Origin of the sequence: Streptomyces sp. NBC_00459 (assembly GCF_036013955.1) — a bacterium.
Taxonomy (GTDB): Bacteria; Actinomycetota; Actinomycetes; order Streptomycetales; family Streptomycetaceae; genus Streptomyces.
Genome location: NZ_CP107903.1, coordinates 8,173,125 through 8,187,076 on the forward strand (window position 1 = coordinate 8,173,125; position 13,952 = coordinate 8,187,076).

The 13,952-nt window shown below is 69.4% G+C and carries 11 protein-coding genes; 8 read left to right on the forward strand and 3 right to left on the reverse strand.

The genetic code is table 11. The annotated features are described in order from the left end of the window. The first annotated feature begins 165 nt into the window (after positions 1-165). The 5 genes from OHN74_RS36025 (at position 166) to OHN74_RS36045 (ending at position 6,403) form a co-directional block, all read left to right on the forward strand. Positions 166-669, forward strand: coding sequence for a formate dehydrogenase subunit gamma (locus tag OHN74_RS36025; protein WP_327698750.1), 504 nt, complete (start codon positions 166-168; stop codon positions 667-669). Beyond that, positions 666-2,324, forward strand: a complete 1,659-nt coding sequence (locus tag OHN74_RS36030) for a formate dehydrogenase beta subunit (protein WP_327698751.1) — start codon at positions 666-668, stop codon at positions 2,322-2,324. Before OHN74_RS36025 ends, OHN74_RS36030 begins: the two co-directional genes overlap by 4 nt. Continuing rightward, entirely contained in the window at positions 2,321-5,137 is a 2,817-nt protein-coding gene (gene fdhF / locus OHN74_RS36035; protein ID WP_327698752.1) for a formate dehydrogenase subunit alpha, read from the forward strand. Before OHN74_RS36030 ends, fdhF begins: the two co-directional genes overlap by 4 nt. Before the next feature lies 1 nt (position 5,138). Next, positions 5,139-5,354, forward strand: coding sequence for a formate dehydrogenase subunit delta (locus OHN74_RS36040; protein ID WP_327698753.1), 216 nt, complete (start codon positions 5,139-5,141; stop codon positions 5,352-5,354). A 110-nt stretch (positions 5,355-5,464) separates the two neighbouring features. Continuing rightward, a complete protein-coding gene (locus tag OHN74_RS36045) occupies positions 5,465-6,403 on the forward strand; it encodes a LysR family transcriptional regulator (protein ID WP_327698754.1) in 939 nt (312 codons plus the stop codon). A 10-nt stretch (positions 6,404-6,413) separates the two neighbouring features. Here OHN74_RS36045 and OHN74_RS36050 read toward each other — a convergent pair whose 3' ends face one another. Further along, complete coding sequence (locus OHN74_RS36050) at positions 6,414-7,988, reverse strand: FadD7 family fatty acid--CoA ligase (protein WP_327698755.1); 1,575 nt, start codon at positions 7,986-7,988, stop codon at positions 6,414-6,416. 256 nt (positions 7,989-8,244) lie between these two features. Here OHN74_RS36050 and oxc point away from each other — a divergent pair, with 256 nt between their 5' ends. Both oxc and frc read left to right on the forward strand, forming a co-directional pair. Beyond that, a complete protein-coding gene (gene oxc / locus OHN74_RS36055; RefSeq protein ID WP_327698756.1) occupies positions 8,245-10,005 on the forward strand; it encodes an oxalyl-CoA decarboxylase in 1,761 nt (586 codons plus the stop codon). A 72-nt stretch (positions 10,006-10,077) separates the two neighbouring features. Beyond that, positions 10,078-11,334 carry a formyl-CoA transferase gene (gene frc / locus OHN74_RS36060; RefSeq protein WP_327698757.1) on the forward strand — a complete coding sequence of 419 codons (1,257 nt, stop codon included), beginning with the start codon at positions 10,078-10,080 and terminating at the stop codon, positions 11,332-11,334. A gap of 70 nt (positions 11,335-11,404) precedes the next feature. Here frc and OHN74_RS36065 read toward each other — a convergent pair whose 3' ends face one another. Together OHN74_RS36065 and OHN74_RS36070 are read right to left on the reverse strand one after the other, a co-directional pair. Continuing rightward, entirely contained in the window at positions 11,405-11,842 is a 438-nt protein-coding gene (locus tag OHN74_RS36065) for a PAS domain S-box protein (protein WP_327698758.1), read from the reverse strand. Positions 11,843-11,990: 148 nt separating this feature from the next. Then, complete coding sequence (locus OHN74_RS36070) at positions 11,991-12,962, reverse strand: 2-dehydropantoate 2-reductase (protein WP_327698759.1); 972 nt, start codon at positions 12,960-12,962, stop codon at positions 11,991-11,993. A 236-nt stretch (positions 12,963-13,198) separates the two neighbouring features. On the opposite strand from OHN74_RS36070, the gene OHN74_RS36075 reads away from it, so the two are divergent. Next, positions 13,199-13,873: a GntR family transcriptional regulator gene (locus OHN74_RS36075; protein WP_371749177.1), complete on the forward strand. Its 675-nt coding sequence runs from the start codon at positions 13,199-13,201 to the stop codon at positions 13,871-13,873. The last annotated feature ends 79 nt before the right edge of the window (positions 13,874-13,952 follow it).

The following is a 13,952-nucleotide window of genomic DNA, read 5'->3' on the forward strand; positions in this document are numbered from 1 at the left end:
GGTTTTGGTATGCAACATGGCGTGGCCGGTTGATCGTAAGGGTCAATCGCGAGGCGCAGTATTGAGTGTCGTCTGTATACAGAAGCCTGTATGGGGTATTGTCTCAGTCTCCTGCACCCCTAGCCCGGGACGCCGGGGACCCGCGTGACGGAAGGCGGAGCGATCATGACGATCAGCGGGAGTGACATGTCGGTCGAGAGCGTGGTCCGGAGGGTGGTGGCCGACCACCGGGACCAGCGCGGTGCGCTGCTGCCCGTACTGCACGCGGTCCAGGCCGAGTTGGGCCACGTACCGCAGGAGGCGATACCGGTGCTGGCCGACGAGCTCAACCTCTCCCGGGCGGACGTCCACGGAGTGGTGACCTTCTACCACGACTTCCGCCGCGAGCCCGCGGGCCGCACCACGGTGCGCATCTGCCGTGCCGAGGCCTGTCAGGCCCTGGGCGCCGACCGTCTGGTGAGCTATGCGCGTGAGAGCGGACTGACCCTGGGGGAGACCTCGGCGGACGGTTCGGTCACTGTCGAGCAGGTCTTCTGCCTGGGCAACTGTGCGCTGGGGCCGGCGGTCGAGGCGAACGGACGGCTGTACGGACGAGTGGGCCCGGCCCGACTGGGCTCCCTCCTCAACGGGACGCCGAACGAGACGCTCGACGGGACGGTCTCCGCATGAACAACTCCTCGCACACCGCCGCGACGGTCTACGTCCCCCGCGACTCGGCGGCCAGGTCCGTGGGCGCGGACGAGGTGGCCGGCGCCCTGCAACGCGCCGCCACGCGTGGCGACTTCGCCATCGACGTCGTACGCAACGGGTCACGCGGCATGCTGTGGCTGGAGCCGATGGTCGAGGTGGTGACCCCGCAGGGCCGTGTCGGCTACGGCCCGGTGACCGCCGAGGACGTGGACGGACTCCTGGCCGCCGGTCTGCTGGACGGCGCCGACCACCCGCTGCGGCTCGGCCTCGTCGACGAACTCCCCTGGCTGGCCCGCCAGACACGCGTCACCTTCGCCAGAGTCGGCGTGACCGACCCCCTTTCGACGCGGGACTACGTCGAACACGGTGGCCTGGCCGGGCTGCGCGCCGCCCTGGACATGACGCCTGCCGACGTGGTCGCCGAAGTAACCGAATCCGGACTGCGCGGTCGTGGCGGCGCCGGATTCCCGGCCGGCATCAAATGGAACACCGTGCTGGGCTGCGCCGACGAGCTGAAGTTCGTCTGCTGCAACGCCGACGAGGGCGACAGCGGGACCTTCGCCGACCGGATGGTCATGGAGGGCGACCCGTTCCTGCTCATCGAGGGCATGACCATCGCCTCGCACGCGGTCGGCGCGAGCGAGGGCTACCTCTACATCCGCTCCGAGTACCCGGACGCGATCGCCACGATGCGCGAGGCCATCGAAATCGCCCGCGAGCACGGCTGGTTGGGCAAGGGCATCCTCGGCTCGGCACTCGACTTCGACCTGCATGTACGCGTCGGCGCCGGCGCGTACATCTGCGGCGAGGAGACCTCCATGCTGGAGAGTCTGGAGGGCAAACGGGGCACGGTCCGGGCGAAGCCGCCGATCCCGGCGATCGAGGGCCTGTTCGGCAAACCGACAGTGGTGAACAACGTCCTCACCCTGACCACCGTCCCGGTCGTGCTGGCGAAGGGCGCGAAGGCCTACCAGGACCTCGGTGTCGGCCGCTCGCGTGGCACCCAGGTCTTCCAGCTCGGCGGCAACATCGCGCGCGGCGGCATCGTCGAGACAGCCTTCGGCATCACCCTGCGTGAACTGGTCGAGGACTACGGCGGCGGTACCCGTACCGGCCGCCCACTGCGCACGGCGCAGGTCGGCGGCCCGCTCGGCGCCTATCTGCCGACGTCGATGTTCGACCTGCCGATGGACTACGAGGCGTTCGCCGAGGCCGGCGCCATGCTCGGGCACGGCGGGATCGTCGTCTTCGACGACAGCGTCGACATGGCCGCGCAGGCCCGCTTCGCGATGGAGTTCTGCGCGGAGGAGTCCTGCGGCAAGTGCACACCGTGCCGGGTCGGTTCGGTGCGGGGCGTCGAGGTGATCGACAAGATCGTCGCCGGTACGCACCGGGACGAGAACCTGGCCCTGTTGGAAGACCTCTGCGACCTGATGACCGACGGCTCGCTGTGCGCGATGGGCGGGCTGACCCCGATGCCCGTACGCAGCGCCCTCACCCACTTCCCCGACGACTTCCTCGGCGGTCGCCGACTCCTGGACATCCAACCGGTCCAGGCGAGTCGGCCGATCCAGCCGGTCCAAGTGAGCCAACCCGTACAAGCCAGCGGTGTGAGGACGGAGGGAACGGCATGACACTCCTCAAGGAACCCGACTTCGGAACCCCGGAACGGCCCGGCCCGGCAACGGTGTCCGTCGAGGTGGACGGACTGCCGGTGACCGTCCCCGAGGGCACCTCGGTGATGCGCGCCGCCGCGCAGGCAGGCGTCGACATCCCCAGACTGTGCGCCACCGACAGCCTGGAGGCCTTCGGCTCCTGCCGGCTGTGCGTGGTCGAGATCGACGGCCGCCGCGGCACCCCGGCCTCCTGCACCACACCGTGCGCCGACGGCATGAAGGTGAGCACCCAGACACCGAAGGTGGAGAAGCTTCGCCAGGGCGTCATGGAGCTCTACATCTCCGACCACCCCCTCGACTGCCTCACCTGCCCGGCCAACGGAGACTGTGAACTCCAGGACATGGCAGGCGTGGTGGGGCTCCGGCAGGTCCGGTACGGCTACGAGGGGGCCAACCACCTCGAAGCCGAGAAGGACACCTCCAACCCCTACTTCGACTTCGACCCGTCCAAGTGCATCGCCTGCTCCCGCTGCGTCCGGGCCTGCGGCGAGGTGCAGGGCACGTTCGCGCTCACCATCGAGGGGCGCGGCTTCGACTCCAAGGTCTCGGCGGGCGCCGGCGAGACGTTCATGGACTCGGAGTGCGTGTCCTGCGGCGCCTGCGTGCAGGCATGCCCGACGTCGACGCTCCAGGAGCGCTCGGTCGTCGAACTCGGCATGCCCACCAGGTCGGTGGTGACCACCTGCGCCTACTGCGGTGTCGGCTGCTCCTTCAAGGCCGAGCTGCGCGGCGACGAACTGGTGCGCATGGTGCCGTACAAGGACGGCGGCGCCAACGAGGGCCACTCGTGTGTGAAGGGCCGCTTCGCCTTCGGCTACGCCACCCATCCGGACCGCCAACTCAAGCCCATGGTCCGGGAGAGGATCACCGACCCCTGGCGCGAGGTCGAGTGGGACGAGGCGATCGGCACGGTCGCCCGCCGCATGCGCGAACTCCAGGACCGGTACGGCACGAGCTCGGTGGGCGCCATCACCTCCTCGCGCTGCACCAACGAAGAGGTCTACGTCGTACAGAAGATGGTGCGCGCGGCCTTCGGCAACAACAACGTCGACACCTGCGCCCGCGTCTGCCACTCCCCGACGGGATACGGACTCAAGCAGACCTTCGGCGAGTCGGCCGGCACCCAGGACTTCCGTTCCGTGGCCGAGGCCGACGTGATCATGGTGATCGGCGCCAACCCCACCGACGGGCACCCGGTGTTCGCCTCCCGGATGAAGCGCCGGCTGCGCGAGGGCGCAGAGCTCATCGTCGTCGACCCGCGCCGCATCGACCTCGTACGCTCGCCGCACATCGAGGCCGCGCACCACCTCCAGCTCAGGCCGAGCACCAACGTCGCCGTCGTCAACGCCATGGCCCATGTGGTGGTCACCGAGGGCCTGTTCGACCGGGCCTTCGTGGACGCGAGGTGCGAGGACTTCGACGAATGGGCGGAGTTCGTCGCCCGCCCCGAGAACAGCCCGGAGGCGGTCGAACCGATCACCGGCGTACCGGCCGCCGAACTGCGCGCCGCCGCACGGCTGTACGCGACCGCCCCCAACGGAGCCATCTACTACGGCCTCGGCGTCACCGAGCACAGCCAGGGCTCGACCATGGTCATGGGAATGGCCAACCTCGCGATGGCGTGCGGCAACATCGGCCGGGACGGCGTCGGCGTGAACCCGCTGCGCGGCCAGAACAACGTGCAGGGCTCCTGCGACATGGGCTCCTTCCCGCACGAACTCCCCGGCTACCGGCATGTGTCGGACGACGCCGTACGCACCGTCTTCGAGAACCTCTGGGGCGGAACCCTCCTCGCCGAACCGGGACTTCGTATCCCGAACATGTTCGACGCGGCGATCGACGGCACCTTCCGCGGCCTGTTCGTCCACGGCGAGGACATCGCCCAGTCCGACCCCAACCTCAAGCACGTCACCGCCGCCCTCGAAGCCATGGAACTGGTCGTCGTACAGGACCTGTTCCTCAACGAGACCGCCAAGTTCGCGCACGTCTTCCTGCCCGGGGCGTCGTTCCTGGAGAAGGACGGCACGTTCACCAACGCCGAACGCCGGATCAACCGGGTGCGCGCGGTGATGAAGCCGAAGACGGGCAAGCACGAGTGGCAGATCGTCAGCGAGATCGCCACCGCCATGGGCTACCCGATGGAGTACGACCACCCGAGCCGCATCATGGATGAGATCGCCTCCGTCACACCGACGTTCACCGGCGTCTCCTTCGAGCTGCTGGACAAGCTCGGCAGCATCCAGTGGCCGTGCAACGAGGAGGCGCCCGAAGGCACGCCCATCATGCACGTGGACGAATTCGTGCGCGGCAAGGGCAGGTTCGTGGTCACCTCCTACGTGCCGACCAACGAACGCAGCACCAGGCGCTTCCCCCTCGTCCTCACCACGGGACGCATCCTCAGCCAGTACAACGTCGGCGCGCAGACCCGCCGCACCGGCAACGTCGCCTGGCACCCCGAGGACATCCTCGAACTGCACCCGCACGACGCCGAGGACCGCGGCATCAACAACGGCGACATGGTCACCCTCGCCAGCCGCGTCGGGCAGACGACGCTGCGCGCGGAGATCTCCGACCGGATGCCGACCGGGGTCGTCTACACCACCTTCCACCACCCCGTGACCGGCGCCAACGTGGTGACCACGGAGAACTCCGACTGGGCGACCAACTGCCCGGAGTACAAGGTGACCGCCGTGCAGGTCGGCCTCGCCCGCCCGACGCAGGCGGCCGAGGCGGAACCGGCGGCGGACGACCTGGTCACGGTGGTGGACTGAGATGGCCGCGACCGCCGTACCACCGGAGCGCCGGATGGCCAACGACATCGCCGCGAACCACGGCCACCTGCCGGACGACGTCGCCGCCGAGGCGATCGCCGGGCATGTGGGCAGGTTCTGGGACCCGCGCATGCGTACACGGTTGTACGAGTTCGTCGACGCCGGAGCGGACGGTCTCGACCCACTGGTGGTGGCCGCCGTGAAGCTCCTGCGCTGACCTGCGCGTCGGGAGCGTCGGTCAACACGGTTGCTGCCTCTGTACATCATCCCTGTGGTGCATACAGTATGGAGCAGGGTGGGACGACCCCGGACAGAGAGGAGTCGTTCATGCTGTTCCGGCAGCTGGAGTACTTCGTGGCGGTGGCGAGGGAACGGCACTTCGCCCGGGCGGCGGAGTCCTGCTACGTGTCGCAACCGGCGCTCTCGGCCGCGATCGCCAAGCTGGAAAGGGAGTTGAACGTCACCCTGATCAACCGTGGCCACAACTACCAGGGCCTCACCCCGGAAGGCGAACGGCTCGTCGTCTGGGCCAAGCGCATCCTCGCCGAACAGGACGCGTTCAAGGCCGAGGTGGCCGCAGTGCAGTCCGGCATCACGGGAACGCTGCGGCTGGGCACGGACCCCACGGCGTCCACGACCCTGGCGCTTCCCGTGGCCGCGTTCTGCGCGGCGCACCCGCTGGCCAAGGTGCAGGTCCGGTCCCGCCTCTCCACCAAGGAACTCCACCGCCAGCTGCGCGACTACGAACTGGACGTGGCGATCGCCCACTTCGACCCGGGCGACCAGGAGGGCCTGCAGGTCGTCCCCCTCTACCAGGAGCGGTACATGCTGCTGGTGTCGGACGATCAACTCGTCGCCCAGTCCGCCACCGTGACCTGGGCGGACGCGGCCCAACTGCCGCTCGCGCTGCTGACACCCGACATGCGGATCCGGCAGATCGTCGACACGGTGTTCGCGGAGAAGGGGTTCGTGGTGACCCCGCAGGTCGAGACGGACTCCATCGCCTCCCTCTACGCGCACGTGGGCGGCGGCGGCTGGGCGAGCATCGTGCCGCACACCTGGCTGCGCGCCATGCCGGTCGTCGGCCGGACGAGAGCGCTGCCCCTGGTCGACCCGGAGGCCGGCGCCCAGGTCTCGGTGGCCATCCACGCGGCCACACCCGGGTCGGTCGCCGCGCGCGCGTTCGTCAACGCCGCGACGGGCCTGTCCCTGGACGACTTCTTCGCCCGCCCACTGCCGACACCGACCGAGCACCGGGTGCGCTGAGCCCTGTCCCTCAGGGCGCGTACCGGGCCCGCACCGCCTTCCGGTCCAGGCCCCCCTTCGCGGTGTACGGCAGGGCGGCCACCACTTCGAGCCGGTCGGGGACCTCGAACGCGGCCAGCCGGTCCCGGCAGTACCGCAGGATCTCCGCCGGCCCCACGCTGTCACCCGCCCGTACCACCACGGCGGCACCGACCCGCTGCCCGTACACCGCGTCGGGCACGGCGAACACGGCCGCCTCGGCGACCCCCGGGCAACCGGCGAGGATGTCCTCGACATGCTCGGGCGAGATCTTCTCCCCGCCACGGTTGATGAGGTTCTTGATCCGCCCGGTCAGCGACAGATACCCGTCCGTGTCCAGCGCGCCCAGATCACCGGTGCGCAGCCATCCGTCGACGAAGGTGTACGCCGTGCCGTCCCGGTCGGCGAGATAGCCGCGGGCGACGGTCGGTCCGTGCACCCACACCTCACCCTCCACGCCCACCGGACACGCCCGCCCGCTCCGGTCGACGACCCGGACCTCGACCCCGGTCGGCCGCCCGACCGACCCCTGCTTCAGCGCTCCCCGCTCGGGCAGCGGCTCGCTGGTCGCCTGGTGCGAGGACTCCGTCATCCCGTACGCGGACAGCAACGGCGCGCCGAACGTACGTTCCAGCGCGCGCTGTGTGGCCGTGTTGAGGGGAGCGCTGCAACTCCGTACGAACTTCAGGGGCGGCGCCTGCGGGCCCGGGTACTCGCGTTCCGACCGGTCGAGCAGGATCTCGTGGATGGCCGGCACCGCGGTGAACCAGGTGGCGGTGACGGCCCGCATGTCGTCCCAGAACGTGCCCGCCGAGAACCGCCCACGCTCGGGCAGCAGCACGCACCCTCCACTGGCCAGAGAGGCCAGCAGAGCCGCGAACAGCCCATGGCCGTGGAAGAACGGCATCACCGCGACGGTCGCGTCGGCAGGGCTCAACTCGTAGGTGGCACAGATGCCTTGGAGTGACGCGGCCACGTTGCCGTGGGTGATGGGGACCATCTTCGCCCGGTCGGTGGTACCCGCGGTGAACAGGACAAGGGCGTCCCGGTCCGACAACTCGCCCGCCGCACCCGCTGCTTCGGGTACCGCACCGGTGGCGAGCGTGACGGTCGCCGTACCCGCCCGGGAGACGTTCACCCGGAGGGGCCATACGGGCACCGGCAGTGCGACCTCCGACACCGACGGCCCGACCAGGACCGCCCGAGCCCCCAACGCGGCCAGCCGCGCCGAGAGTTGGGACGCAGGCAGCGCCGGATCCAGCGGAGCGACCACCAGACCCGCCCGCGCCGCACCCAGCAACGCCACAACGAACTCGGCGGTGTTGGCACAGATCAGGCCGACCGCGTCACCCCGGCCCAGCCCCGTGCGGCCGAGCCGGGCCGCCACGTCCTCGGCCAGCGCGGCCAGGCCCCGATAGGACAGGTGCACCCGTTCACCGGTGACGACCAGAGCCCGGGCGTACGGACGTTCACGCACCTGCCCGTCGAGGAGATCCACGAGACCCGTGACCGCCGGGGGCCGGTACCGGTCCGCGTCGCGCACGGATGCCGCGGCCGGAACAGCCATGACCCCACCCCCTCGCGCCAGATCTGATGAAGCAGTCCTCTGCGAGCCTGCGGTGACCTGCCCCGCCCGTCCAATACGCACTGGTGAACGGCCGATAGCGGCTGTCTATCAAGGGAGTTGGCGAGCCCTCCACCAGCGGTCGATAGACGCTGTTTATCGGCTGGTCGCCGATGGGTCTTGGACGCGGGCGGACGCGCTGCGGATGGTGAGAGAAGTAGCCGCTCCGGCAGGACCTGCCCAAGGAGGACCTCGGACCATGACCGCCCCCTCGCCCCTGGAGACCGCGGCAGCAGCCGACGTTCCGGCCGACGTCCCGACCGAACTCACCGACGGGTACCACCTGGTCGTCGACGCGCTCAAGATGAACGACGTCGACACCATCTACGGAGTGGTCGGCATCCCGATCACCGACCTGGCCCGCCTCGCCCAGGCACAGGGCATCCGCTACATAGGCTTCCGGCACGAGAGCAACGCCGGACACGCGGCGGCGGCGGCCGGCTACCTCAACAAGAAACCCGGCGTGGCACTGACCGTGTCGGCACCCGGCTTCCTCAACGGCCTGGTCGCGCTGGCGAACGCGACCACCAACTGCTTCCCGATGGTCCAGATCTCCGGCTCCAGCGAGCGCCACCTCGTCGACCTCAAGCAGGGCGACTACGAGGAGATGGACCAACTCGCCGCCGCGCAGCCGTTCGTGAAGGCCGCCTACCGGGTCAGCCGCGTCGAGGACATCGGCCGCGGCATCGCCCGCGCGCTGCGCACCGCGATCTCCGGGCGCCCCGGCGGTGTCTACCTCGACATCCCGGCCGCGGTGCTCGGCTCCATCATGCCCGCCGCGGACGGCGCGAAGACCCTGAGCCGCCTCGTCGACCCCGCACCGCGCCAACTGCCCGCGCCGGAGGCCGTGGACCGCGCGATCGAGCTGCTGGCAGGCGCCGAGCGGCCGTTGGTCGTCCTGGGCAAGGGCGCCGCGTACGCCCAGGCCGACGACAGGGTCCGCGAGTTCATCGAGTCCACCGGCATCCCGTACGTACCGATGTCGATGGCCAAGGGCCTGCTGCCCGACGACCACCCGCAGTCGGCGGCCACCGCGCGCTCCCTGGCCCTGAAGAAGGCCGACGTCGTGATGCTGATCGGCGCCCGCCTCAACTGGCTGTTGGGCCACGGCCAGACCGGGTGGAATCCCGATGCCAAGTTCGTCCAGATCGACATCGACCCCAAGGAGATCGACAGCAACCAGCCCATCGCCGCCCCCCTCGTCGGCGACATCGAGTCGGTCCTCGAAGCACTCGCCGAGCGGACCAAGCCAGGCCAGATCACGGCCCCTTCGGCCTGGCGCGAGGAGTTGGGAGCACGCTCGGCGCAGAACGTCGCCAAGATGGCCGAGCGCCTCGCAGCCGACCCGCACCCCATGCAGTTCATGGGCGCCCTGAGGGCCGTACGCGACGTCGTGCGCGAGCGCCCGGAGACGTACATCGTCAACGAGGGCGCCAACGCCCTGGACATCGCACGCAACGTCATCGACATGCACGTACCGCGCCACCGCCTCGACAGCGGCACCTGGGGCGTGATGGGCATCGGCATGGGGTACGCCATCGCCGCCGCCGTCGAGAGCGGCGCACCGGTCGTGGCCGTCGAGGGCGACAGCGCCTTCGGGTTCAGCGGGATCGAGATCGAGACGATCTGCCGCTACAACCTGCCCGTCGTCACCGTGATCATGAACAACGGCGGTGTCTACCGAGGCGACGACGTCAACCCGTACGACGACGCCCCCTCGCCGACGACCCTCATGGGCGCGGCCCGCCACGACCTCCTGATCGAGGCGTTCGGCGGCAAGGGATACCGCGCGACCACACCCGCCGAGGTCACCGCCGCCCTCACCGAGGCCCTCGCCTCGGGCGGCCCGGCCCTCATCGACTGTGTGATCGATCCCTCGGCCGGTACCGAGAGCGGCCACATCTCGCACCTCAACCCCAAGGGCATCACCGTCGGCAACATCACGCCGGCGAAGAAGTGACCCGGACCCTCCTGTACCTCGACCGCGAACTCCCGCTCCGTACACGTACGTTCACGAGAAGGAAGCAGACACATGAGTGAAAAGCCGCTCGCCGGAATCAAGGTGATCGACTTCACCGGGGTCCAGGCCGGTCCCGCCTGCACGCAGTTGCTCGCCTGGTTCGGCGCCGACGTCCTCAAGGTGGAGCGCCCCAACGGCGGTGACGTCACCCGCAAGCAACTGCGGGACATCGAGGACCTCGACGCCCTGTACTTCACGATGCTCAACAGCAACAAGCGGTCCCTCGCCATCAACACCAAGACCGCCGAGGGCAAGGAGGTCCTGGAGAAGCTCATCAAGGACGCCGACGTCCTGGTGGAGAACTTCGGCCCGGGCGCACTGGACCGCATGGGCTTCTCCTGGGAGCGCATCCAGGAGCTCAACCCGCGCCTGATCTTCGGCTCGGTCAAGGGCTTCAACGACCAGTCGTCCTGGAGCGACCTCAAGGTCTACGAGAACGTCGCCCAGTGCGCCGGCGGCGCCGCCTCCACCACCGGCTTCTGGGACGGCCCGCCGACCATCTCCGGCGCCGCCCTCGGTGACACCAACACCGGTATGCACCTGGCGATCGGCATCCTCACCGCGATCATCGACCGGAACAGGACCGGCAAGGGCCAGAAGGTGTCCGTCTCCATGCAGGACGCCGTGCTCAACCTCTGCCGCGTCAAGCTGCGCGACCAGCAGCGCCTGGAGCGGGTCGGTTACCTGGAGGAGTACCCGCAGTACCCCGACGGCGAGTTCACCGACGTCGTACCGCGCGGTGGCAACGCGGGCGGCGGCGGTCAGCCCGGCTGGGTGCTCAAGTGCAAGGGCTGGGAGAACGACCCGAACGCGTACATCTACTTCACCGTCCAGGAGCAGAACTGGAAGCGCACCGCCGAGGCGATCGGCCACCCGGAGTGGGCCGAGGACCCGGAGTACGCCACCGCGCGCGCCCGTCAGTCGCACATCTTCGAGATCTTCGGCGAGATCGAGAAGTGGCTCGCGGACAAGACCAAGTACGAGGCGGTGAACATCCTGCGTGAGTGGGAGGTGCCCTGTGCTCCGGTGATGAGCATGAAGGAGATCGCCTACGACGAGGACCTGCGCAGGAGCGGCACGGTCGTCGAGGTCGAGCAGAAGGGCCGCGGCACGTATCTGACCGTCGGCAGCCCGGTGAAGTTCTCCTCCTTCAAGCCGGACATCGCCGGTGCTCCGCTGCTGGGCGAGCACAGCTCGGAGGTGCTGGTCGAACTGGGCTACGACGAGGAGACCATCGGCCGACTGAAGGAGAGCGGGGTCATCGTCTGACCTGGCCCCACAGAGACGGAAGCGGCCGTGGCCCTCGGGCCACGGCCGCTTCCGTGCGGTCGGGCGAGGCTCAGGCCTTCGCTTCGGCCTGCGCCTCGGCGCGCTGCCGCATCAGCTCCCGCTCCCGCTCGCGCCGCGCGGTGACGTCCCGGATGACCGCTCCGACGTATGTGCTGCCGTCGGGGGCCGGCAGCAGGACCACGCTGAACTCGATGGACAGCTTGCGGCCGTCCGCCGCCAGTGCGGGAACGTTCAGCAGATCGGCGTCCCCGTACTTGGTCGTCCCCCGGTCCATGGCCTCCTGGAAGCCGTCCCAGTGACGCTTCCGGTGCCGCTCGGGGATGATCACGTCGAGACTGCGACCGTCGACGTCGGCAGCCGAGAACCCGAAGATGCGCTCCGAGCCCCGGTTCCAGAAGCGGATCAGTCCGTCGCCGTCGATGATCACTATGCCGTCGGGCGCCTGGGCGGCCATTCCCAGCACCACCTCGGGATTCAGATCTTCCATGTCGCCTCCGCGCTGGGGCAGTTGGATACTGAACGCATACAAGGAGGCAGTATACAGATTGATGGTATACAGAATCCATACCGACAACGGCGGGGCCTCCGTTCCCGGAGGTCCCGCCGTCGTGTGCCGCGGCTCTACCGCTCGGGCATCAGGCGGCGGTCCCCAGGGCGAGGAGGTCGCTGATGGCGTGGACGGTCCGGAGGGTGGGGACGTCGACGCCGGTGATGTCGGCGAGTTCGATGACGGCGGTCAGGAGGACGTCGAGTTCGAGGGGTTTGCCGCGTTCGAGGTCCTGGAGGGTGGAGGTGCGGTGGTCGCCCACGCGTTCGGCGCCGGCCAGGCGGCGTTCGATGGAGATGCCGATACGGCAGTTGAGGGCCTCGGCGACGGCGAGGGTCTCTTCCATCATGGTCCGGATGACCTGCCGGGTGCCGCCGTGATGGCACATCTGGCGCATCGTGGCGCGGGCGAGCGCGCTGATGGGGTTGAAGGAGATGTTGCCGAGGAGCTTGAGCCAGATGTCGTTGCGCAGGTCGGGTTCGACGGGGCATTTGAGTCCGCCGGCCTGCATGGCCTCGCTGAAGGCCCGGCAGCGCGGGGAGAGGGTGCGGTCCGGTTCGCCGATGGAGAACCGGGTGCCCTCCAGGTGCCTGACGACGCCCGGCCCTTCCAGTTCGGTCGCCGCGTACACCACGCAGCCGATGGCCCGCTCCGGCGCCAGTACCGCACTGACCGCGCCGTCGGGGTCCACGCTCTCGACGCGGTGGCCGTCGTGGGGTCCGCCGTGGCGGTGGAAGTACCACCACGGGATCCCGTTCTGGGCGGCGACGACCGCGGTGGACCCGTGGAGCAGAGGCTCGATGAGCGGCCCGCACGCCGCGTACGAGTTCGCCTTGAGGCCGAGGAAGACGTAGTCGACGGGGCCGATGTCGGCCGGGTTGTCGGTGGCGTGGACGTGGGCGGTGAAGTCACCGCGGGGACTGAGGACGCGTACGCCGTGTTGCCTCATGGCCGCGAGATGCGGTCCACGGGCGACAAGGTGGACGTCGGCGCCTGCTTGGTGCAGGGCGGCGCCGACATAGGCGCCGATGGCTCCGGCGCCGAGGATGGCGACTTTCACTGGGTGGCGCTCCGTTCGGTCGAGGGTGTACCGCGGAACTGTCGAAAACTGTCGACGAAATATTGTCTACAGGATGGAGATGGCGTCAGCAAGGGTTTGGGGCGGCGCCCGGACGGCCACCCGTGCCGCGTGAGCTCCGCTTTCCGGGCGTTTGTGCGCCGTAGACTGTAGGCGAAAGCCAATTCATACTGAGCTCTCACAGGTAGCGCCGGTGCTGCAGAGGAGGGGCTGGGATGTTGTCGACGACAGGACTGCCGCAGGGCGCGGTACCCAAGCTCGAACGCCCGGGCCCGCTGCGGGACCGTGTCTACGAGGCTCTCCTCGAACTGATCACCACCCGTGCCCTGCAGCCCGGGCAGCATCTCGTCGAGAGCGAGCTCGCCGGCCACCTCGGGGTCTCCCGGCAGCCGGTTCGCGAGGCTCTGCAGAGGCTCAACACGGACGGGTGGGTCGATCTCCGCCCCGCGCAGGGTGCCTTCGTGCACGAGCCCACGGAGGCGGAGGCGGATCAACTCCTCACCGTCCGCACCCTGCTGGAGGCCGAGGCCGCCCGGCTGGCCGCCGCGAACGCGAGTGCCCCGGCCATCGCCGTGCTGGAGGAGCTGTGTGCGGAGGGCGAGCGCGCGGTCGCGGCCGACGACGTGGACGCCGCGGTCGCCATGAACGCCCGGCTCCACGCGAAGATCATGGAGCTGGCCGGCAACGCGGTCCTCGCCGAGCTGGCGGCGCAGGTCGACCGCCGGGTCCGCTGGTACTACACGCCGGTCGCCCGGCAGCGCGGACAGCAGTCCTGGATCGAGCACCGTGAGCTGATCGCGGCGATCGCGGACCGCGACGAGCGGCGCGCGACCGAGATCATGCGGGCCCACACGGAACACACGCGGAAGATGTACCACGAGCGGGAGAAGTAGCAGCGAAGAGGTCGCCCCGTGGTCGTCCGGTCGCTCACGGTGAGAGATATGCAGGTGAAAGCCAGTCCGAAAGCTTGGT

Bases quoted from the DNA above. Each gene is read 5' to 3' on its own strand.
- OHN74_RS36025 (WP_327698750.1), top strand. From the start codon at position 166: ATGACGATCAGCGGGAGTGACATGTCGGTCGAGAGCGTGGTCCGGAGG.
- OHN74_RS36030 (WP_327698751.1), top strand. From the start codon at position 666: ATGAACAACTCCTCGCACACCGCCGCGACGGTCTACGTCCCCCGCGAC.
- fdhF (WP_327698752.1), top strand. From the start codon at position 2,321: ATGACACTCCTCAAGGAACCCGACTTCGGAACCCCGGAACGGCCCGGC.
- OHN74_RS36040 (WP_327698753.1), top strand. From the start codon at position 5,139: ATGGCCGCGACCGCCGTACCACCGGAGCGCCGGATGGCCAACGACATC.
- OHN74_RS36045 (WP_327698754.1), top strand. From the start codon at position 5,465: ATGCTGTTCCGGCAGCTGGAGTACTTCGTGGCGGTGGCGAGGGAACGG.
- OHN74_RS36050 (WP_327698755.1), bottom strand. From the start codon at position 7,988: ATGGCTGTTCCGGCCGCGGCATCCGTGCGCGACGCGGACCGGTACCGG.
- oxc (WP_327698756.1), top strand. From the start codon at position 8,245: ATGACCGCCCCCTCGCCCCTGGAGACCGCGGCAGCAGCCGACGTTCCG.
- frc (WP_327698757.1), top strand. From the start codon at position 10,078: ATGAGTGAAAAGCCGCTCGCCGGAATCAAGGTGATCGACTTCACCGGG.
- OHN74_RS36065 (WP_327698758.1), bottom strand. From the start codon at position 11,842: ATGGAAGATCTGAATCCCGAGGTGGTGCTGGGAATGGCCGCCCAGGCG.